The sequence below is a fragment of the Bradyrhizobium sp. USDA 4451 genome (assembly GCF_054822585.1).
Genome location: NZ_JBTRCH010000001.1, coordinates 5,348,701 through 5,365,806 on the forward strand (window position 1 = coordinate 5,348,701; position 17,106 = coordinate 5,365,806).

The 17,106-nt window shown below is 65.0% G+C and carries 25 protein-coding genes and 1 pseudogene; 12 read left to right on the forward strand and 14 right to left on the reverse strand.

Annotation, left to right across the window (positions count from 1 at the left end):
- Positions 1 to 41: 41 nt before the first annotated feature.
- The 3 genes from ACVMB0_RS24525 to ACVMB0_RS24535 form a co-directional block, all read right to left on the reverse strand.
- Entirely contained in the window at positions 42 to 1,046 is a 1,005-nt protein-coding gene (locus ACVMB0_RS24525) for a polysaccharide deacetylase family protein (protein WP_461347952.1), read from the reverse strand.
- Positions 1,047 to 1,209: 163 nt separating this feature from the next.
- Entirely contained in the window at positions 1,210 to 1,779 is a 570-nt protein-coding gene (locus tag ACVMB0_RS24530) for a glutathione peroxidase (RefSeq protein WP_456755145.1), read from the reverse strand.
- 218 nt (positions 1,780 to 1,997) lie between these two features.
- Positions 1,998 to 3,746 carry a L,D-transpeptidase gene (locus ACVMB0_RS24535; protein WP_461347953.1) on the reverse strand — a complete coding sequence of 583 codons (1,749 nt, stop codon included), beginning with the start codon at positions 3,744 to 3,746 and terminating at the stop codon, positions 1,998 to 2,000.
- Positions 3,747 to 3,969: 223 nt separating this feature from the next.
- Here ACVMB0_RS24535 and ACVMB0_RS24540 point away from each other — a divergent pair, with 223 nt between their 5' ends.
- On the forward strand, positions 3,970 to 4,530 hold the full coding sequence (locus ACVMB0_RS24540; protein ID WP_461347954.1) for a CreA family protein: 561 nt from the start codon (positions 3,970 to 3,972) through the stop codon (positions 4,528 to 4,530).
- A 43-nt stretch (positions 4,531 to 4,573) separates the two neighbouring features.
- Here the strand turns inward: ACVMB0_RS24540 and ACVMB0_RS24545 are convergent, their stop codons facing one another.
- Positions 4,574 to 4,792, reverse strand: coding sequence for a hypothetical protein (locus ACVMB0_RS24545; RefSeq protein ID WP_456755143.1), 219 nt, complete (start codon positions 4,790 to 4,792; stop codon positions 4,574 to 4,576).
- Between the two features lie 435 nt (positions 4,793 to 5,227).
- On the opposite strand from ACVMB0_RS24545, the gene ACVMB0_RS24550 reads away from it, so the two are divergent.
- Together ACVMB0_RS24550 and ACVMB0_RS24555 are read left to right on the forward strand one after the other, a co-directional pair.
- Positions 5,228 to 5,386 (forward strand): hypothetical protein, encoded by a 159-nt coding sequence (locus ACVMB0_RS24550; RefSeq protein ID WP_461347955.1) that lies wholly within the window; start codon positions 5,228 to 5,230, stop codon positions 5,384 to 5,386.
- 39 nt (positions 5,387 to 5,425) lie between these two features.
- A complete protein-coding gene (locus ACVMB0_RS24555) occupies positions 5,426 to 5,821 on the forward strand; it encodes a hypothetical protein (protein ID WP_456755141.1) in 396 nt (131 codons plus the stop codon).
- 54 nt (positions 5,822 to 5,875) lie between these two features.
- Here ACVMB0_RS24555 and ACVMB0_RS24560 read toward each other — a convergent pair whose 3' ends face one another.
- The 3 genes from ACVMB0_RS24560 to pdxR are packed head-to-tail and all read right to left on the reverse strand — an operon-like array spanning position 5,876 to position 7,832.
- A complete protein-coding gene (locus tag ACVMB0_RS24560; RefSeq protein ID WP_461347956.1) occupies positions 5,876 to 6,109 on the reverse strand; it encodes a DUF6719 family protein in 234 nt (77 codons plus the stop codon).
- An 11-nt stretch (positions 6,110 to 6,120) separates the two neighbouring features.
- Complete coding sequence (locus tag ACVMB0_RS24565) at positions 6,121 to 6,270, reverse strand: hypothetical protein (protein WP_456755139.1); 150 nt, start codon at positions 6,268 to 6,270, stop codon at positions 6,121 to 6,123.
- 47 nt (positions 6,271 to 6,317) lie between these two features.
- Positions 6,318 to 7,832 (reverse strand): MocR-like pyridoxine biosynthesis transcription factor PdxR, encoded by a 1,515-nt coding sequence (gene pdxR, locus ACVMB0_RS24570; RefSeq protein WP_461347957.1) that lies wholly within the window; start codon positions 7,830 to 7,832, stop codon positions 6,318 to 6,320.
- Between the two features lie 73 nt (positions 7,833 to 7,905).
- Between pdxR and ACVMB0_RS24575 the strand changes: the two genes are divergently transcribed.
- On the forward strand, positions 7,906 to 8,631 hold the full coding sequence (locus ACVMB0_RS24575) for a pyridoxamine 5'-phosphate oxidase family protein (protein WP_461347958.1): 726 nt from the start codon (positions 7,906 to 7,908) through the stop codon (positions 8,629 to 8,631).
- Between the two features lie 54 nt (positions 8,632 to 8,685).
- On the forward strand, positions 8,686 to 9,963 hold the full coding sequence (locus ACVMB0_RS24580; RefSeq protein ID WP_461347959.1) for an ArgE/DapE family deacylase: 1,278 nt from the start codon (positions 8,686 to 8,688) through the stop codon (positions 9,961 to 9,963).
- Between the two features lie 16 nt (positions 9,964 to 9,979).
- Here the strand turns inward: ACVMB0_RS24580 and ACVMB0_RS24585 are convergent, their stop codons facing one another.
- Positions 9,980 to 10,207, reverse strand: a complete 228-nt coding sequence (locus tag ACVMB0_RS24585; RefSeq protein WP_456755135.1) for a hypothetical protein — start codon at positions 10,205 to 10,207, stop codon at positions 9,980 to 9,982.
- Here ACVMB0_RS24585 and ACVMB0_RS24590 point away from each other — a divergent pair.
- Together ACVMB0_RS24590 and ACVMB0_RS24595 are read left to right on the forward strand one after the other, a co-directional pair.
- Positions 10,206 to 10,604, forward strand: coding sequence for a PaaI family thioesterase (locus tag ACVMB0_RS24590; RefSeq protein WP_456755134.1), 399 nt, complete (start codon positions 10,206 to 10,208; stop codon positions 10,602 to 10,604). The two genes, ACVMB0_RS24585 and ACVMB0_RS24590, sit on opposite strands and share 2 nt — an antisense overlap.
- A 140-nt stretch (positions 10,605 to 10,744) precedes the next feature.
- Positions 10,745 to 11,368, forward strand: a complete 624-nt coding sequence (locus tag ACVMB0_RS24595) for a GNAT family N-acetyltransferase (RefSeq protein ID WP_461347960.1) — start codon at positions 10,745 to 10,747, stop codon at positions 11,366 to 11,368.
- Positions 11,369 to 11,449: 81 nt separating this feature from the next.
- On the opposite strand, the gene ACVMB0_RS24600 is transcribed toward ACVMB0_RS24595, so the two are convergent.
- From ACVMB0_RS24600 to ACVMB0_RS24610, 3 genes are all read right to left on the reverse strand, one after another.
- Positions 11,450 to 11,758 (reverse strand): hypothetical protein, encoded by a 309-nt coding sequence (locus ACVMB0_RS24600; RefSeq protein ID WP_461347961.1) that lies wholly within the window; start codon positions 11,756 to 11,758, stop codon positions 11,450 to 11,452.
- 89 nt (positions 11,759 to 11,847) lie between these two features.
- Positions 11,848 to 12,147, reverse strand: a complete 300-nt coding sequence (locus ACVMB0_RS24605) for a putative quinol monooxygenase (protein ID WP_461347962.1) — start codon at positions 12,145 to 12,147, stop codon at positions 11,848 to 11,850.
- Between the two features lie 16 nt (positions 12,148 to 12,163).
- On the reverse strand, positions 12,164 to 12,847 hold the full coding sequence (locus ACVMB0_RS24610) for a DUF2161 domain-containing phosphodiesterase (RefSeq protein WP_456755130.1): 684 nt from the start codon (positions 12,845 to 12,847) through the stop codon (positions 12,164 to 12,166).
- A gap of 143 nt (positions 12,848 to 12,990) precedes the next feature.
- On the opposite strand from ACVMB0_RS24610, the gene ACVMB0_RS24615 reads away from it, so the two are divergent.
- Positions 12,991 to 13,335 (forward strand): GrlR family regulatory protein, encoded by a 345-nt coding sequence (locus tag ACVMB0_RS24615; RefSeq protein ID WP_050401415.1) that lies wholly within the window; start codon positions 12,991 to 12,993, stop codon positions 13,333 to 13,335.
- Here ACVMB0_RS24615 and fabG read toward each other — a convergent pair.
- Positions 13,332 to 13,962 (reverse strand): annotated as a pseudogene (gene fabG / locus ACVMB0_RS24620) (3-oxoacyl-ACP reductase FabG). The gene ACVMB0_RS24615 and the pseudogene fabG overlap by 4 nt on opposite strands.
- On the opposite strand from fabG, the gene ACVMB0_RS24625 reads away from it, so the two are divergent.
- The 3 genes from ACVMB0_RS24625 (at position 13,909) to ACVMB0_RS24635 (ending at position 15,173) form a co-directional block, all read left to right on the forward strand.
- Positions 13,909 to 14,043: a hypothetical protein gene (locus tag ACVMB0_RS24625; protein ID WP_461349800.1), complete on the forward strand. Its 135-nt coding sequence runs from the start codon at positions 13,909 to 13,911 to the stop codon at positions 14,041 to 14,043. The pseudogene fabG and the gene ACVMB0_RS24625 overlap by 54 nt on opposite strands.
- 97 nt (positions 14,044 to 14,140) lie before the next feature.
- Complete coding sequence (locus tag ACVMB0_RS24630) at positions 14,141 to 14,836, forward strand: SGNH/GDSL hydrolase family protein (RefSeq protein ID WP_461347963.1); 696 nt, start codon at positions 14,141 to 14,143, stop codon at positions 14,834 to 14,836.
- 130 nt (positions 14,837 to 14,966) lie between these two features.
- On the forward strand, positions 14,967 to 15,173 hold the full coding sequence (locus tag ACVMB0_RS24635) for a hypothetical protein (RefSeq protein WP_035634033.1): 207 nt from the start codon (positions 14,967 to 14,969) through the stop codon (positions 15,171 to 15,173).
- 41 nt (positions 15,174 to 15,214) lie between these two features.
- Here the strand turns inward: ACVMB0_RS24635 and ACVMB0_RS24640 are convergent, their stop codons facing one another.
- Entirely contained in the window at positions 15,215 to 15,958 is a 744-nt protein-coding gene (locus ACVMB0_RS24640; protein ID WP_456798180.1) for a tyrosine-protein phosphatase, read from the reverse strand.
- Positions 15,959 to 16,055: 97 nt separating this feature from the next.
- On the opposite strand from ACVMB0_RS24640, the gene ACVMB0_RS24645 reads away from it, so the two are divergent.
- Complete coding sequence (locus ACVMB0_RS24645) at positions 16,056 to 16,367, forward strand: MliC family protein (RefSeq protein ID WP_461347964.1); 312 nt, start codon at positions 16,056 to 16,058, stop codon at positions 16,365 to 16,367.
- 104 nt (positions 16,368 to 16,471) lie between these two features.
- Here ACVMB0_RS24645 and ACVMB0_RS24650 read toward each other — a convergent pair whose 3' ends face one another.
- Positions 16,472 to 16,681: a DUF2735 domain-containing protein gene (locus ACVMB0_RS24650; RefSeq protein WP_461347965.1), complete on the reverse strand. Its 210-nt coding sequence runs from the start codon at positions 16,679 to 16,681 to the stop codon at positions 16,472 to 16,474.
- Between the last annotated feature and the right edge of the window lie 425 nt (positions 16,682 to 17,106).

Genomic DNA, 17,106 nt, shown 5'->3' on the forward strand with positions numbered 1-17,106 from the left:
GGTCCACTTCGCTCGAAAACGCTTTGTGATCGCCGATGCGGCTACTGATCGACCGTGGTGACGACGCTGTTCACCGGCCGCGAGCTCACGGTCGGCAGCTTGACGTCCTTGGCGAGCTCCTGCTCGTACTGCGGCAGCACGGTCGCCGGGAACTTGGCGCGCATCGCGACCACCTTGTAGCCGCCGGCCTTGAGCTGCGTCAGCAGCGTGGGCAGGGCTTCCGCGGTGTGCTTCTGGAAGTCGTGCATCAGGATGATGCCCTTGCCGAGCTTGGCGAGCTTCTTCATTACGGTGTCGATCACCTGCTGCGAGTTCTTCGACTTGAAGTCGAAGGAGTCGAGATCGCAGGAGAAGATCGCGATGTTGCGGTTGCCGAGATAGGTGACCATTTCCGGCGGATGCTGCAGCGCCGGGAAGCGGAAGAACGGCGAGGGCGAGGTCTCGAGCGCCCACTTGACCGCGGCGAGGCCGCGTTCGATCTCGTCCTTCTTCTGATCCTCGGTCAGCTTCTTGCTGTTCAGATTTTCGTGCGACCAGGTGTGCGAGCCGACGGTGTGGCCGGCGGCATAGACCTGACGCAGGATTTCCGGATGGTAGGTGGCGTGTTTGCCGATCGGGAAGAAGATGCCCGTGGTGCACTCGTCCGCCAGCGCCTTCAGCACCGCCGGCGTGTTGCCCGGCCACGGACCGTCGTCGAAGGTCAGCACCACCTCGTGGTCGCGCAGGAAGTCGAGCTGCTTGAAATGCTCGAAGCCGAAGCCGGGACCGCCGGTGGTGTCGATCTCGACGGTGCGGGCGACGCCGAGCGCGTTCGGATTGTTGCAGGCGGCGCGCGCCGGCTGCGGCGGTTGCTTCGGCGGCACGGGGGCGGCCGCCGCAGTGGCGGGCGCGGGCGCCGCGGCGGCAGGCGCCGGAGCTGCGGCCGCGGGAGCTGCTGCCGGCGCTGCGGCGGCGCCCTTGGCGGGCGGCGTCTGCTGCGACCAAGCTGCGCTCGACGCGAGCAACGATACGGTCCCTGCGAAAATCAGACCTGCTGCAATGCGCATGGCGTGTTCCCTGCTGATCGCGCGCCGGGCTGCGGTCTTGCCGCGACCGGGCCGCTTCGCCCCCAACCGATCGTACCCTAGTCGCAGTGGCGACGCCAAGGCAATGAAGGTGGCCGGCGCGACTCAAAAATCCTCAGTTAATTCCGGGGATTATCGCGGCGTCTCAAGCGACCGCCAAGGCCCGTGCGATCCCGGTCTTGATGCGGGTGTCGTCGGGTGTGACCGACTCAGGGAAGACGTCGGCGATATAGCCGTCGCGGCCGATCAGGTATTTGTGAAAGTTCCAGCGTGGCACGTCCTTCGGCCGCGCCTCGGCCGCCCAGCGGTAGAACGGATGCGCGCTGGCACCCCTGACCACCGCTTTCGCCGCGATCGGGAAGGTGACGCCGTATTGGTGCTGCGCGGTTTCGGCGATCTCGGTCGGACCGCCGGGCTCCTGGCCGCCGAAATCATTGGACGGTACGCCGATGATGACAAAGCCGCGCTCGCGGAATTCGGTCCACAATTGCTGCAAGCCGGCATATTGCGGCGTGAAGCCACAGAGCGAGGCGGTGTTCACGATCATCAGGGGACGGCCGGCATAGTCGGCCAGGCGAATCTCGCCGCCGTCGAGGGCCGGGAATGAGAAGGCGTAGGCCGTGATCCGGCTCATCGCGGGCTGCTCGGCATGCAGCGCGCGGGATCCAGCGGCCGCGGCGAACGCCGCCACGATCAGTGTCCTGCGGTCCATCATGGTCTCGTCCCCGGAACAGATGCGCCGGGGATCATAGTCCAGTGGGGCAGGCGCGAGGTTCAAGAAGGCGTTATAGCTGGACGCCAGTAGCCCGGATGGAGCCAACGGGTCGCGCGGACGCGCGCCCGATGACAGGCTCCGCGCAATCCGGGGCCGCGCTTTCAGCGGACGGAGCAGTCCCGGATTACGCTGGCTTCATCCGGGCTACGACCGCTGGTCTAACGCAGCGGCAGGATGAAGTCGGTGCCTTCGCCGGTCTCGCCCTGGTTGACGCCGAGATCGGAGACGATGATCGATCCGCCGCTGCCCAGCGCCTCGTTGATCCGCGCCATCACGTCCGACGGAATCGAGATGCGGTCGAGCGCTTCGGCCGGGCTGTCCGTCACGGGCTGTGGCTTGGCCTCGACCGGCGCCGCGGCTGCCACCTTGCGGCGATGCGCGGCCCGCTCCTCGACGTCGATGCGGGCGGCGTTGCGGCTCGGCAGCGTCACCACCGACCAGCGCAGCAGGTTCGCGTCGCTCTTGTCGGCTTCCGCCGTGAACACATGGGTGCCGAGCGGCCGGTCGCTTGCCGCGATCGTCACCGGCACATCGAACAGCGGCGCAAAGTTCTGCCGCACATAGAGCTTGGAATCCTTGCGGCTGATGAACACGGCGATCTGGCCGGCGCGCTTCGACACGTCGATCTTGGCGAGGCCCGGCAGCCGTGCCGGGTCCTTCTTGGCATCGGGGCCATCGGCTGCGGTCGCTGCCTCGGCGGGATCGGCCTTGGGCGCTTCGGTCTTCGAAGGATCAGCCTTCGATGCATCCACCTTCGGCTCGTCGGCCTTGGGCGCTTCGGCCTTGGGCGCTTCGGCGACGGCGGGCTTGGCGGCGTCCGGCTTTGGCTCGTTGGTCTTCGATTCATCGGCCTTGGCTGCCGCCTTGGCCACGTCATTCGCGGAGACCTCGGACTTCGCCGTGTCAGTGCTGCCGGTGGTTTCACCGACCGTCTTGTCATCGGCGGCGACGGAATTGGTTTCGGCCGGCCTGTCGGCCGCGGTCTCGGGCTTCGTCGGCTGGGACGGATCGGCCGCGATCTTCTCCGCAATGGCATCGCGCGCGGAGGAGGACACATCGGACATCGTCGCCGAGGCGCTCGCCGCCGGCATCGCGCCGCTGGCGTCGGCGGTGTGGGTGTTGTCGCGCAGCGAGGCGGTATGGCCGACGCTGCTGCGCAGATCGAGCCCGGACTGCTTGTCGGCGCCCTTGTCGCTCTTCACGCCGAGCGGCGCATCCATCTTCAGGATGTCGTCGGCAACCGGCTGCTGCGGCGCGACCCGCTGCGTGACCAGCAGCGGATGCGAGAAGCTCTCCGGCGAGATCGTGCCCGGCGTGACGAACACGCGGGCGCCCATCCGCGTCCAGTTGTACATCTTGACCGCAAAGGGCATCGGCATGCGGATGCAGCCATGGGAGGCCGGATAGCCGGGCAGCACACCGGCGTGCATCGCGATGCCCGACCAGGTGATGCGCTGCATGTACGGCATCGGTGCGCCGCTATAGATGTTGGACTGGTGGTACTTCTGCTTCTGGATGACGCTGAAGACACCCATCGGGGTCGAATGCCCCTTCATGCCGGTCGACACCGGGCTCTCGGCGTAGAGGCCGTTCGAGTCGTAGACGCTGACCCGCTGCTGATCGATCGAGACCGAGATGGTGAGAGGACCCTGCGGCTTGCTGCCGGTCTCCTTCTGGGTCGCCGGGGTCTTCTTCGCTGTGCTGCGCTTCGGCTTTTGCCGGTGCGGCTGCGGCGCCGGTATCGGCTCGACCTCGCCGTAAAAGGCGGAGTCGCGGTTCCAGTAATAGAGGGCTGCGTCAGCGTGCGTGGAGGCGGCGACGGTGCCGGCCGCCGTCAGAATTGCAAACTGCCACAACCGCCCACTCGCAGAATCAAAAATCGAAATCCGACGTCCGCTTGCGCGCATATTCCGAATCCCAGTCCAAACTACCTGTTTGTTGTCGCAGACGCACAACGCGTTCACCAGCGCAAGCGATCTAACCCTTCCGTGAGCGGGGTATTTTCGACGAAAGCGTAGCAAAAAAGCCTCACAAGAGGTTAAACGCCCCGGTCTGATCACCGAACTGTCTGCGCCTTCCTGTGCGGCGTTTGCGCACTACATAGGCGGGACCACCCCCGCGGAGACCTCCATGACGTCGAGAACTGTGAGCCTGTGTGACTTGCGACCGTTGTCACGATGGGGGTGCGCGGCGCTCTTGGTGTTGCTGGCGGTGGGGCAGGCCGCGCCCGCGGCCGCGGCTGACGAGCCGGACCTGATCTTCCGCCGCTCGACGGTGTTCAAATGGGTGAGCCCCAACGACAAGCTCGCGACTTATGGCGTCGACGACCCCGAGGTCGAGGGGGTGGCCTGTCACTTCACGGTGCCGGAGAAGGGCGGCTTCAAGGGCTGGCTTGGCCTTGCCGAGGAAGTTTCTGATATCTCATTGGCTTGCCGGCAGATCGGGCCGATCCACTTCAAGAGCAAGCTCGGCCAGGGCGACGACATGTTCAGCAAGCGCCGGTCGCTGTTCTTCAAGAAGATGCAGATCGTGCGGGGCTGCGACGCCAAGCGCAACGTGCTGGTCTACATGGTTTATTCGGACAGACTGATCGAGGGCTCGCCGAAGAACTCGACGTCATCGGTGCCGATCATGCCTTGGGGCGCAGCCGATGCCGCCGCCGTCCAGAAGTGCAGCGAGTTCATTCAGTAGGAGAAGCAGCGGCTTGCCCGGGTCGGCTGATGCGGCGAGTGAGTTAGCTTTTGGGCTGCCCGAACGGCTTCGCCCCGATGGCGAGGCCTGGCTTGAGCTTCGAGTCGCGGCAGCCGACGAGGCGGACCAGCTTCTGCGGTGCGCACTCATTGTCGCCCATCACATACGCGCCCTGCTGCGGCATCGCGGCCGTCATCTGTTGCTGCTGGCCGGATTTGCTCGCCGCGGATTCATTGCCAACACCGGTGTTGCCATTGCCCACGACTGATATCCTTCGTTGGATTGGGATTGCGACAACGTGCCACCGCGAAGTTGGTTGCACGGTGCCCAGATGAGTCGGCCGGCGAGCTGCCCGGTTCAGCAACGCCCTTCGTCGCCCTTGCGGTGCTGCGTCCTGTCTCAGCAGAGGAAAGTTAAGAAAGCGCCGCAGCCCGCTCAATGCGCGAGATAATTCCTAGCGGGGGCGCGCGGCGGTCGCGGCGCGCGAAATCTTGAACGCGCGGACTGTCGCCGCGCCGGTACTGAATACATTGATGTTTTTCGGCTGATGTTTCGTGGTTCCCCGGCCGACGAAACAATTCTCCCGCCGACGAAACCATTTTCGGCTTGTTCCGCAGAACTCCGGAAACGCCAGATCGTTATCAAACCGTCAACACAACGGCGCCGGGCGTCGGATCGAAATGACGGAGACAGATACATGCGGACCATCAGCCTGATCCTCGCCTTCGCGTTCGTGATGGCCGGTTCGTCGATGGCCGGCACCCCGGACAACGGTTTGCCCGGGATCGGCACCTTCTCCTATAACGGCTCGCCGGTCGTCGCCTCGGCCCCGATGGTGATGGCGCAGGCCAACTGAGCGCGACGCGAAAAACAGACCTGCCGGCAAAGGCTCCCCATGTTGCTCCGTATCTGCTCCGCCGCGATGTTCGCATCGCTTGTTCTGGCGGGTTCCGCGCAAGCCCAATCCCAACTCCCGCTGGAGTCGATGCAGATCCGGTCGCTGTACCGGGTGCCTGAGCCGCGCGACGAGTTCGTGCGCCAATGCGCGCCGCACATGCTCGGCCGCTGGGCCCATCCCGAGGCCGTGTGCGGCTGCCTGCACGATCATGCGGCTGCGACGGTTGACGATCCCGATCTGCGCCAGGCGCTGCTGCGCGGCATCAGCGAGACCGGCGTGCCGACCATCGAGACTGACTGGGTGCCGCCGTCCAAGCAAAACGAGATCGGCCCGACCTTCACCAAGATCGCCAAGCCGACGCTGCAATGCATGTTCGAGCCGGTCTCGAACTGAGTGGTGCGTTCGCGATGCAATGACGAAGCAGGCGCCTCGCGGAAGCGGGGCGTTTTACTTTTTGGCGAGGCGCGGCACGCAGCTTTGGGTCCGCACCACGCCGTTCTGGCTGAGCTTGGCGCCGATGACCTGCTTGATCTGCCCGGCCGGGCAGGAGCCGTCGTCGACCAGCACGCGCTGACCGACCCGAAGGTCGACGATATCAGCCTCGCGCATCACCGTTTGCGCGGAAGCGGAGCTTGCCAGCGCGACGGCGCCGATCAGCGCGACCAATCCGATGCGCGGCATCGTGGCCTCCCTCATTTGTTCTGGATCTTGACCCCGTCGGGGCCGACATTGATCTGCAGACCTTCGGGCTGCTTCTTCGCCTGATACAGATTGTATCCGAGCATGCCTGCGATCACGATCAGCGCGCCGATCACGAGATACAGGACGTTGCGATTGGGCATCCGGTATCTCCGTAAGCGGACACTGACCAAAACGCGGGCGACCATAGTCAGATGGCTGCGATTCTCCTAGAGCGCCGCGGCTTGGCAGATGACTTGATGGATACCTTGCGCGCCGCGCGTAGCGCAGTCAGCGTTGTCTTCGCCAGTTGTTCCGCCGACGCGACAAGCTGCGGAACCGGATGACCGGAAAATCCCAGCACGAAGCCGGGCAATGGCTGCGCGCGATGATAGGTCTCGGCGAGCAGCCAGCCGCCGACGCCGGCGTTGGCCTTTGCTTGGGCTGCAACCAGCGGATCGGTCGCGGGATCCAGGCGTGCGACGAGATGCAGGCCCTGTGACGGCACGGGAACCGTGAGCTCGCCTTCGGAAGCACTGGTGAGTGTGGACGCCAGCACATCGCGTGCCTCGCGATAGAGCTTGCGTGCCTTGCGCAGGTTGGCGGCGAAGGCGCCGGAGTTCAGCATGTCGGCCACGGCGCCTTCCATCAGCGTGCCGGGAAAGCGGTCGAGCGCGGCGCGCGCCGCCGTGACCGGACCGATCAAGGCTTCGGGCAGGGCGCAATAGCCGATCCGCAATCCCGGAAACAGCGTCTTGGCAAACGTGCCCATGTAGATCACGCGGCGCAGATGATCGATGCCGGCGAGCGACAGCAGCGGCGCGCCGTCATAGCGGAACTCGCTGTCGTAATCGTCCTCGAAGACGAAGGCGCCGGCGTCGCGGGCCCAGTCGAGCAGCTCAAGCCGGCGCGGCATCGACATCTGCACGCCGAGCGGAAATTGGTGCGACGGTGTGACATAGGCGGCGCGCGCTGCCGGCGCGGATGCGCGTCCCTTGTCGATGCGCATGCCGGAGCCATCGACCGGCACCGACACCGGCCGATAGCCGCAATGCTCGATCGCGCGGCGCGCGGCCGGATAGCCGGGATCCTCGCACCAGACCTGATCGCCGGGCTTGAGGATGGCGCCGAGCACAATACGCAGTGCATGCAATGTGCCCGACGCCAGCATGATCTGGCCGGGGTCGCAGCGCAGCCCGCGCGCCGACAGCAGATGGTCGGATATCGCCGCGCGTAATTCGCTGCTGCCGCGCGGATCGCCGTAATGCAGATGCTCGGAGCCGAAGGCGCGCAGCCTGCGGCCGGCAAAGGCGCGGAAGCGCTGCAGCGCACGCTCGTCGATATGGGTACAGCCGAGCGACAGCGCATTGTGCTGCGGCGGCTCGATCTCGATCCTGGCGTGTCGCGGCGTGGTCGCCTGGGCGGGAATGCGTGCCGCGACGAAGGTGCCGGAGCCGGTGGTCGCCACCGCAAAACCGTCGGCGATCAAGCGCTCATAGGCGGTGGTGACGGCGTTGCGGCGGAAGCCGGTCTGCCTGGCGAGCGCTCGCGACGGCGGCAGCGGCTCACCCGGCTTGACCAGGCCGCCGACGATGGTGTGGCACAGCGCCTGATAGAGCCGCTGCTGCGAGGCTGCGCCGGCCGTGACATGCGGACCGGTGAAGTCGAGCGGCAGCTCCGGCCTGCGCGCCGCGGGCTTGCTGGAATTGGTCGGAATTTTTCGCATGGAATTGGCACTATCGCAGACCAAATGAGCAGCTACAACTCTGGACAGATTCCAGATTTGGCGAGGCTCAACCGTGACCGAAGGCGCATCCACTCCGTCCTACCCCCTATCGTCCCGCAACCGGGTCAAGCGCAGGCACGACCGCGGCTTCTACGACCACGCCACCGTGCACAAGATCCTGGATGCCTCGATGCTGTGCCACGTCTCCTACGTGATCGACGGTCAGCCCTACTGCACGCCGACCTTCTTCTGGCGCGAGGGCACCAGGCTCTATTGGCACGGCTCGAGCGCGAGCCGCATGCTGGAGAACCAGTCGGAGGGGCAGCGCGTCTGCCTGACGGTCGCGCATCTCGACAGCCTGGTGCTGGCGCGCTGCGGCTTCAACCATTCGGCCGACTATCGCGCGGTGATGGCGTTCGGCTCCGCCTATCTCGTGACCGATCCCGCGGAGAAGGAGCGGGCCATCGTCGCGATGGTCGATCGCTTCTTCCCCGACCGCACCGCGGGCCTGCGCGCCAGCAACAAGCAGGAGATCAAGGCGACCTCGTTCATCGCGATGGAGATCGAGGAGGCTTCGGCCAAGGTTCGCGCCAAGGGCGTTGCCGATGACGACGAAGATTACGAGTTGCCGATCTATGCCGAGCGCATTCCGGTGCGCACCGTGCTCGGCGCGCCCGAGCCGTGTCCGCGGCTGCTCGACGGCGTGACGCGGCCTGCGACGCTCGATGGCTATTCGGAAGGCCGTCTGCTCGAAGATGCATTGCGGGATGCCTATTTTGCGCAATACCCCGCCGGGTGAAATCGGGCTACGCTGCGGCTCCCGCCTTTTCTGATGTCCCCATGGAGCCAAAGCATGACTGCCGAGACGCAACAACGAATCCTTGCCGCCGTTGACGAAGGATTCGATGCGCAGCTTGCGACGACGCAGGCCTTTGTCGCGATCCCCTCGACCCGCGGTGCCGAGGGGCCGTGCCAGGACATGATCGGCGACCTCTTGCGCGAGCGCGGTTATGAGGTCGACGACTGGCACATCAATCTCGACGATCTCAGGGATCTGCGCGGCTTCGGCCCGATTGAGCATGATTTCTCCAGGGCGCGCACGGTGGTCGGCACCTACCGTCCGGCGACGAATGCCGGCAAATCGCTGATCCTGCAGGGCCACTGCGACGTGGTGCCGACCGGTCCGCTGGAGATGTGGGAGACGCCGCCGTTCTCGCCCGTGATCAAGGATGGCAAGATGTACGGCCGCGGCGCCTGCGACATGAAGTCCGGCACCATCGCCGCGCTTTATGCGCTCGATGCGATCAGGAAGGCCGGCCTCAAGCCAACGGCACGGATTCATTTCCAGTCCGTGATCGAGGAGGAGAGCACCGGCGTCGGCGCGCTCTCGACCTTGCAGCGCGGCTATCGCGCCGATGCCTGCTTCATTCCGGAGCCGACCAACGGCAAGATGATCCGCTCGCAGGTCGGCGTGATCTGGTTCCGTCTGAAGGTGCGCGGCTTCCCGGTGCATGTGTTCGAGGCCGGTGCGGGCGCGAACGCGATCATGGCGGCGTATCACCTGGTGCACGCGCTGGAGAAGCTCGAGATCGCCTGGAACGAGCGCGCCAAGGCCGACCGCCATTTCAAGGACGTCAATCATCCGATCAACTTCAATCCCGGCATCATCAAGGGCGGCGACTGGGCCTCCAGCGTGCCGGCCTGGTGCGACGTCGATTGCCGCATCGCGGTGTTGCCGGGCTGGTCGATCGCCGAGTGCCAGAAGGAGATTCTGGCCTGCGTGTCGGCGGCGGCGCGCGACCATCGCTTCCTGTCCAACAATCCGCCGCAGGTGGAATGGTCGGGCTTCCTGTCGGAAGGCTATGAACTGGTGAACTCCGAGGCGCCGGAAGCCGCCTTCGCCAAGGCGCATCAGGCGGTCTATGGCGGCGCGGTGGAAGATCGCGCCTTCACCGCACTGACCGATACGCGCTTCTACGGGCTGAACCACGACATCCCGAGCCTCTGCTTCGGCGCCAGCGGCGCGGCGATGCACGGCTTCAATGAATATGTCGAGCTGGACTCGCTGCGGAAGGCGACCAAGGCCATGGCGCTGTTCGTCGCGGAATGGTGCGGGGTGGAGAAGGGCTAGCTTCGTTCTCTCCCTGTCATTGCGAGCGAAGCGAAGCAATCCATTTCACCACATACAGAGACATGGATTGCTTCGTCGCTTCGCTCCTCGCAATGACGGCGGTTGGATTCATGCGCGCTCCGCCCACAACGCCTTCACGAACGTCATGGTCGCCATTACCTCGGACGTCATTGCCGGGCTCGGCCGGGCACTCCATCATGCCGGTACCAATCTCGAAGAAGGCCACGAAGCAGGGAGTGTCCATGACGCCGCTCGAAAAGATCCAGTCGATGAAGATGCCGTTTGCGGAGTTGAAGGGCGTCAGCTTCATCGAGGCCAGCCAGGATCGCGTGGTCGCGAAGATGCTGGTGCGGCCGGAGCTCTGCACGCTCCATCACACCATCCACGGCGGGGCGGTGATGGCCTTCGCGGATTCGGTCGGGGCCGCCGCCACCGTGATCAATCTGCCTGAGGACGCCAAGGGCACCACGACGCTGGAGAGCAAGACCAATTTCATCGGCGGGGCCAAGGAGGGAGCGACCGTGATCGCGACGGCAACGCCGGTGCATCGGGGGCGGCGGACCCAGGTTTGGCAGACCAGGCTGGAGACCGAGGATGGCAAGCTGGTCGCCGTGGTCACTCAGACGCAATTGGTATTATGATGAGGCAATGATGTGATTTTACGATCACATCATTGTTTACTTAAATGAATCTAGAGACTTGAATTGTATGCTGCGACGCACAATATAGGGCCTGCTAGGGACTCGACGCCTCCTCGAGGGCTACCAAGAGGAGTTATGAAATGAACTATGATTCCATCCGTGCGACGGCTGCCACGGGCACCGTGCGGACGTTGAGCCAGCAGGAGGAACTTCCTCTGCTGCGCGATCACCTGCTGCGACTGGACCGTACCAGCCGCCATGATCGTTTTCATGGCTTCATCGACGACAGCTTCATCCGCCGCTATGCCGAGCGTTGCGCCAACGACGGCACGGTGATCATCGCCTATTTCGAGGACGGGGTCGTCCGCGGTGCGGCCGAGCTGCATCCGCCGGAGCAATCTCCGGATGCGCAGCCCGAGATCGCCTTCAGCGTGGAGCGGTCGGCCCGCCGCAAGGGCGTCGGCAGCACGCTGTTCCGCAAGCTGATCGCCGAGGCCCATGCCAAGGGCTATGAGAGCCTGCGCATCACCACCGGCGCGCAGAACGATGCGATGCGTGCGCTTGCCACCAAGTTCGGTGCGCAGCTGACCTTCCGTCACGGCGAGTCCACCGGCAGCATTGATCTGACCGAGCAGCGCCAGGCTGAACCGGCGCCGGCCGCTGCACCGGTGACACCGGTCGAGGCCGCCCGCGCGATCGTCGACATGAACCGCGCCTATTGGCGCATGGTGATGCAGATGTCCGGCTGGGGCCGGGCCGCCTGAGTACATGCTTCACATCGAATGCAAAAAGGGCAATCCGCTCAGCGGATTGCCCTTTTTCTTTGAGCTAACGGATGTTGTTTCTCAGGTGCCGGTGCGCTTGGCGGGCGCGAGACGGCGAACCACGCGGCGCTCGACCACGACAGAGCGCTGCGCGCCCTGTTCGCCGGCGATCACGCGGGTCGCGGTGCCGGTGCGGGCGCTGACGCGCGCGGTCTTCTTCACCTCGGCCAGCACGTCGTCATAGGGCAGGCCCATCAGGGACGATGCGATCTCGGCCTGGGCCTCCACGTCATCGGTGATGCCGATGGCCGCGAAGATTGCCTCCTCCAGCGTCGGCGGATCGTGCCGCACGCGCCTCGTGCCGTATTTGGTGTTCCAGTCTCCGCTCATCGCCGCCTCATCCTTGAATCGCGGGAGATACGTAAGGCGCCCAATGTTGCATTGCAATATGAATGTGGGATGGCAATCCAGCCATGCAGCTAGAGTCTCTCAATCTTGTGAGCGTCATAAAGTTCGATGGTGGTCGCGGCCGCCGCGAGAGATTGCAGCGATCGGACAAAATCGCGTGACGCGGGCACCGCGAAGTGCGCCGCCAGCGCGGCCCGGTCGGCCCATTGCTCGAAAAACACCAGCCTGAGCGGGTTCTCGCAGTCGACATGGACCGCGTGCGAGATGCAGCCGGGCTCGGTGCGCGAGCGATGGACGTGTGCGAGGCTCAGCCGTCGCACCTCGTCGAACGTCTCGGGGCGGGCGGTGATGTTGCCGGTGACGACGATCATGATCTCCCCCAGTCGGTTACGGGGCGGCTTCGGCCCCTGATGCAGTGATCGGCTGCTGCGGCCAGCGCTTCAGCGCGGCCCGGCCGGCATCGGTCAGCACATAGATGCCGCGCTCGGCACGGTCGAACCAGCCATAGACATTGTGCTGCAGGATCTTGCCGGCGTCGGGAATATCCGTGCGCAGGTCCCGCACCCGGCGCGGGCCGCCCGACATCGCAGAGGCGCAGGCCAGCGCCTGCTGGCGGTAGGCGGTCATGATCGGCGCACGGGTCGAGCCACCCATGGCCGGATCGCCCTTGCGCTTGCGGTGCTCGGCGATCAGGCGCGAGCGCTTCTTCGGATTGCGCCGGATCGCCGTGGTCGGCGGCGGCACCAGCACCTCGACGTCGCCGCGGTCGGTGACCCCGAGCATGCCGAAGCCGAGCCGCCGGCACAGATTGCGATAGCGCGCGTCGCTCTCGCGGCCCTTGCCGCGGGCCGACACCTTGGCCGCGATCCAGACCTCGTCGGCGGCCGCAGCGCGATCGACCGCCTGCAGGATCAGTTCGAGATTGAAGGCGAGTTTCAGTTCACCGATCACGACGATGGGCGGATCGTCGCCGCTCAGCGCCACGAGGTCGCAGCCGCCGATCTCGCCCTTGACCGCGAAGCCGAGCTTTTCCAGGAAGTGCTTGACGGGCAGATAAAGCGCGGTTTCCAACGGTAAGGGCTCCGGCGGCCGATCTGGCCGCGACTCAATTCGCAGCAGCATAGCCCGGATCGACCGCTGCCGACGTGGACGGAATTTGCTCAGATCGTGCCCGAGCGGCTATTGTGAGGCCGGGACAACGGCGTGACCACATCATGATCCGGAACGGGCTCTATCACATCACCGTCGAATTTCTCGACGGCGTCTCTGGCGGCAACCAGGGCGTCATGGTGCTGCGCGACGGCCAGATGCGCGGCGGCGACTCGTTCTTCTTCGCCCATGGCAGCTACACCGCGGCCGATGGCAAGTGGAAGGGCGAGGTCACCAACGAGGAGCATTCGCCGACCTATGGCGAGCGCCCGGTGTGGGAACGCAAGGTGGTCACCATCGGCTTCACCGGCACCTATACTGACCAGACCGCCGAGGGCGACGGCATGGCACTCGCCGGCAAGCAGAGTATCCGCTTCAGGTCGAAACTGCGGCTGCTGGTTGCGGACTAAACCCGCCCGTTGACCGGCAGCAGCGCGCCGGTGACGGCGCTGGCGGCATCGCTGGCGAGGAACAGGATCACCTCGGCGAGTTCCTTTGGCGTCACCCATTTGGAGATATCGCCCTTCGGCATCGCGGCGCGATTGGCCGCGGTGTCGATGATCGAGGGCAGCACGGCGTTGACCGTGACCTTGCCCTTGAGCTCCGCGGCGAGCGACTCGGTGAGACGATGCACGCCGGCCCTTCGAGGCGGCGTAGGGGCCCATGCCGGAGGCGGCCTGCAACGCGCCGAGCGCGCCGATATTGACGATGCGCCCGGCGCCGGACCTGACGAGATGCGGGATGGCGGCGCGCGACGTGTTGAAGGCGGTCATCACGTTCATCGCATGCATGCGCTGCCAGGTCGCGGGATCGCCGTCGCTCACCGCTTCGAAGGTGAAACCGCCGGCGATGTTGATCAGCCCGTCGAGCCGGCCGAAATGCGCCGCCGCCTTGTCGATTGCGGCCGCGGCCTGCGCCGTGTCGGTCAGATCGATACCGCCGAGCTCGATGCGCTCGGCGGTCGCCGCAAGCGTTGACGCCGCATGATCGATGCCGGCGACGCGCGCGCCGCGCGCCAGCGCTTCCTCGGCGACCACTTTGCCAAGCGCGCCGAGGGCGCCGGTGATGACGATGGCTTTTCCGTTCATGGCGGGTCTCCGTACGCACGAGCTGGCTGAGTGCTCACTATGATCAGGCGGAATTCATTTGCAATGCCGCCAAATTCGTCTCCTACTGCGCGCATTGATAATTTCGTTCACCTCAAGGGTGTTTGCGATGCCGACACTGAGGCCCTGCGAATCCCATCTCGACATCGTCAAGTTCAGCTATCCGATGCCGCATTTCGCGGAAGCGCTCCGGCATCAGCGCAAGATCAAGGTGGTGGCGCTGGGATCATCGTCGACGGCGGGCGCCGACAATGTCCTGCCGTTCCCGCCGCGGCTCGAAATGCTGCTGCGGCAACGCTTCTTCGGCCGGATGATCGATGTGATCAATCGCGGGGTCGGCGGCCAGGAAGCACCGGAAGAGTATTCGCGCATCGAGTCCGATGTGACCGCCGAGGCGCCGGTGCTGGTGATCTGGCAGGTCGGTACCAACGCGGTCTACAAGAGCTACAATCCGGCCGAGGTGCGCGCCACGCTGGAGGCAGGTCTCGACGTGCTCGCCGCGCTGCCACTCGACGCGGTCGTGATGGATTCCCAGTACACGCAGGCGATCGTCGGGACGCAAGCTGCGCTCAATCTCGCCAACGTGATCATGCCTGTCATCGCGGAGGTCACCGCGAGCCGGAAGGTGAATCTGTTCAGCCGCTTCATGCTGATGAAGCGCTGGGTTGATGACGGCATTCCGCTTGGCGAGCTCGACGACGGCGGGCAGCTTCACACCAGCGAATGGGCGACCAATTGCGTGACCCAGTCGCTGTTTGCCGCGATCGACGAGGCCTTGAAGCCGGAAGCGATCACGTCGGGCTGATTGCGTGACGTCCGACTACGTAAGACTACGGGGTAGGGGCGGTTGCGTAAAATTTGCGGCAGTTCTGTAAGTCGTTTGCAGAACCCTGTCCCGTAGAAGCGGACCTCCAGCCAAGGTAGGGGTTATGCGAATGGGAAATCTTCCGGACCACGGTTTACCGCTCGTTCAGCTTAAGGAGCAGCGGCGCGATCTCGTGGTGGCACTGCAGAATCGCAAGGGGCCAGTGGGCAGCTGGGAATTGATGCAGATCGCAGCGATCCAGCAGGCGATCTCGGCATTCGAGGATGTGATTGCCGACCTCGATGCGGAGCTCGAGCTCGAGGCCGCGGCGGCCTGAGCCGATTGAACCGATCAAGTGATCTGATCAGGGTGATCTGATCAGGCTTGCAGATAGCGGTCTTCAAGCGCCTTGCGCTCGGCCCGGCCGAGCCCGAGGCCTTCACGGAAATAACCGTCGAGGCTGCCATAGTCGGCATCGATCGCCTCGAACGCCGCCTCCAGAAATGCCGCGCGCACGGTGCCGAGCACCTGCTTGACGTCGTCGGGCAGCTCGGTGCTGTGGGCCGGATCGCGTTTGTAGTACTGATTGGTCAAGAGATAGTCGTCCGCGATCACCTGCTCGGACACGCCGAGCGCGTGCAGGATCAGCGCGCAGGCAAAGCCGGTGCGATCCTTGCCCGCGGTGCAGTGGATCACCAGCGGCGCGCGGTCTTCCAGCAGATGGGCGAACAGCGTGCGGTAGCGCGCCGTGTTGTCCTGCACGTAGCCGCGATAGGATTCCCGCATCACGTCGATCGCATCGGCTTCGGATAGTGCACGGTTGCCGGCGATCGCGCGCAGCGCGGCCACCACCGTCGGCTCGACGGGGAGCGAATGCACGGTCACCTCGCTCATGCCGCACAGCGCCTCGGCGCGCTCGGCGACGCCGCGGAAATCGAATGCGCTCCTGACCCCGAGGGAGCGCACCACGGCGACGTCCTGCTCGGTGAGATGCGCAAGATGGTTCGAGCGGAAGATCTGCCGCCAGCGCACCGTCCGGCCGTCGCGCGTCTGGTAGCCGCCGAGGTCGCGGAAATTGCTGGCGCCGGCGAGATTGAGGTGACGGGCAGGGGCTTCGGACATCGGGCGGGCCTGTTGCAGCTGTTGGGATCCTGGCTCAACCTTGGGCGCAGGAATGACGGCGCAGACAGGTCTATAACGGGCCTCTCGGGGGGAGAATATGACTTATCGCGGAGGCGCCATTCTGGCCGGCGCATTTGTTCTCGCAATTCTTGGTTCCTCGGCGGCATCGGCGCAGTCCGCCTTCCGGAATTATCATTGTGCCGACGGCACGCAGTTCATTGCGGCGTTCTTCAACGACGATACCCGCGCGCATCTGCAGCTCGACGGCAAGGCGGTGACATTGACGAAGCGGCTGTCGCTGACGGGCGTGCGCTACAAGGGCGGCGGCGTCACGCTCGAGTTCACGCGGGCCGGGCTCACCAGGCTCCGGCATGCGAGGAGGCCGGTGACGGCCTGCGAGCTGGCATGAAACGGGCTGGCATGAAAAAGGGCCGAAACGCTGTGTTCCGACCCCTCTCTATTGTCTTGATGCTGTCTGACGTTTTTGCGTCACGCCTCGCCGCTGTTTCGACATCAGTGATCGCGGCTCGGCTCGGCGTCGTCGATGGCGGCCTGATGGTACCAGCTCTCGCTGCAGGCTGAGGTCTCGACCTCAGCGAATTCGCGCGCTGACCGCATGTCGCCGTAGCGGCGTCCGCCGAGAGCCGCACGGCCCCCTGCCGGGAATTGATAGATCGTCGCCGATCCCTGGATTGGCCCTTGGTTTTGGCCCGTCGTGATCATGTCAAAGTCTCCTTTGGCCGGAGCGAGCCTCCATGGTGCGCCCGACTCATTCGCGTGTGGTTACCGTGATTTTGATATCGGCCCGAGCCCGGTGCGGTGCAAGTTGACCAATAAATAGTCATTATCTGTCTAATTCGTGTGCAAATCCAGGTTTGCCTCCTGCGGGGCAGGATGCAGCTGACCAACGCTTGAGCCGTGACGATGGTTGCTGGCCCGCCCGGCGGTCGGACACGAACTGTCACACAGCGCTGCCGCCGCATTAATCGGCTGATGCGGCCGTAGCCGAATTTGCTGCAGAAACGGGCGGCGGCGGGGGCGGAGAGAAGATTTTGGCTGACCGCGGCGCATGCCAGCCGCGCTGCTATGTCGCAGCAAAAAATGCGAGGTCCGCTGTGGACAGCCGCGAACAGGACGGGTGCCGCAGT

Coding starts and splice junctions, on each gene's coding strand:
- ACVMB0_RS24595 (WP_461347960.1), top strand. CDS start 10,745: ATGAACTATGATTCCATCCGTGCGACGGCTGCCACGGGCACCGTGCGG.
- ACVMB0_RS24640 (WP_456798180.1), bottom strand. CDS start 15,958: ATGTCCGAAGCCCCTGCCCGTCACCTCAATCTCGCCGGCGCCAGCAAT.
- ACVMB0_RS24590 (WP_456755134.1), top strand. CDS start 10,206: ATGACGCCGCTCGAAAAGATCCAGTCGATGAAGATGCCGTTTGCGGAG.
- ACVMB0_RS24585 (WP_456755135.1), bottom strand. CDS start 10,207: ATGGACACTCCCTGCTTCGTGGCCTTCTTCGAGATTGGTACCGGCATG.
- ACVMB0_RS24540 (WP_461347954.1), top strand. CDS start 3,970: ATGACGTCGAGAACTGTGAGCCTGTGTGACTTGCGACCGTTGTCACGA.
- ACVMB0_RS24580 (WP_461347959.1), top strand. CDS start 8,686: ATGACTGCCGAGACGCAACAACGAATCCTTGCCGCCGTTGACGAAGGA.
- ACVMB0_RS24630 (WP_461347963.1), top strand. CDS start 14,141: ATGCCGACACTGAGGCCCTGCGAATCCCATCTCGACATCGTCAAGTTC.
- ACVMB0_RS24565 (WP_456755139.1), bottom strand. CDS start 6,270: ATGCCCAATCGCAACGTCCTGTATCTCGTGATCGGCGCGCTGATCGTG.
- ACVMB0_RS24635 (WP_035634033.1), top strand. CDS start 14,967: ATGGGAAATCTTCCGGACCACGGTTTACCGCTCGTTCAGCTTAAGGAG.
- ACVMB0_RS24525 (WP_461347952.1), bottom strand. CDS start 1,046: ATGCGCATTGCAGCAGGTCTGATTTTCGCAGGGACCGTATCGTTGCTC.
- ACVMB0_RS24550 (WP_461347955.1), top strand. CDS start 5,228: ATGCGGACCATCAGCCTGATCCTCGCCTTCGCGTTCGTGATGGCCGGT.
- ACVMB0_RS24650 (WP_461347965.1), bottom strand. CDS start 16,681: ATGATCACGACGGGCCAAAACCAAGGGCCAATCCAGGGATCGGCGACG.
- pdxR (WP_461347957.1), bottom strand. CDS start 7,832: ATGCGAAAAATTCCGACCAATTCCAGCAAGCCCGCGGCGCGCAGGCCG.
- ACVMB0_RS24555 (WP_456755141.1), top strand. CDS start 5,426: ATGTTGCTCCGTATCTGCTCCGCCGCGATGTTCGCATCGCTTGTTCTG.
- ACVMB0_RS24605 (WP_461347962.1), bottom strand. CDS start 12,147: ATGATCGTCGTCACCGGCAACATCACCGCCCGCCCCGAGACGTTCGAC.
- ACVMB0_RS24530 (WP_456755145.1), bottom strand. CDS start 1,779: ATGATGGACCGCAGGACACTGATCGTGGCGGCGTTCGCCGCGGCCGCT.
- ACVMB0_RS24600 (WP_461347961.1), bottom strand. CDS start 11,758: ATGAGCGGAGACTGGAACACCAAATACGGCACGAGGCGCGTGCGGCAC.
- ACVMB0_RS24625 (WP_461349800.1), top strand. CDS start 13,909: ATGATCGATGCCGGCGACGCGCGCGCCGCGCGCCAGCGCTTCCTCGGC.
- ACVMB0_RS24560 (WP_461347956.1), bottom strand. CDS start 6,109: ATGCCGCGCATCGGATTGGTCGCGCTGATCGGCGCCGTCGCGCTGGCA.
- ACVMB0_RS24535 (WP_461347953.1), bottom strand. CDS start 3,746: ATGCGCGCAAGCGGACGTCGGATTTCGATTTTTGATTCTGCGAGTGGG.
- ACVMB0_RS24615 (WP_050401415.1), top strand. CDS start 12,991: ATGATCCGGAACGGGCTCTATCACATCACCGTCGAATTTCTCGACGGC.
- ACVMB0_RS24645 (WP_461347964.1), top strand. CDS start 16,056: ATGACTTATCGCGGAGGCGCCATTCTGGCCGGCGCATTTGTTCTCGCA.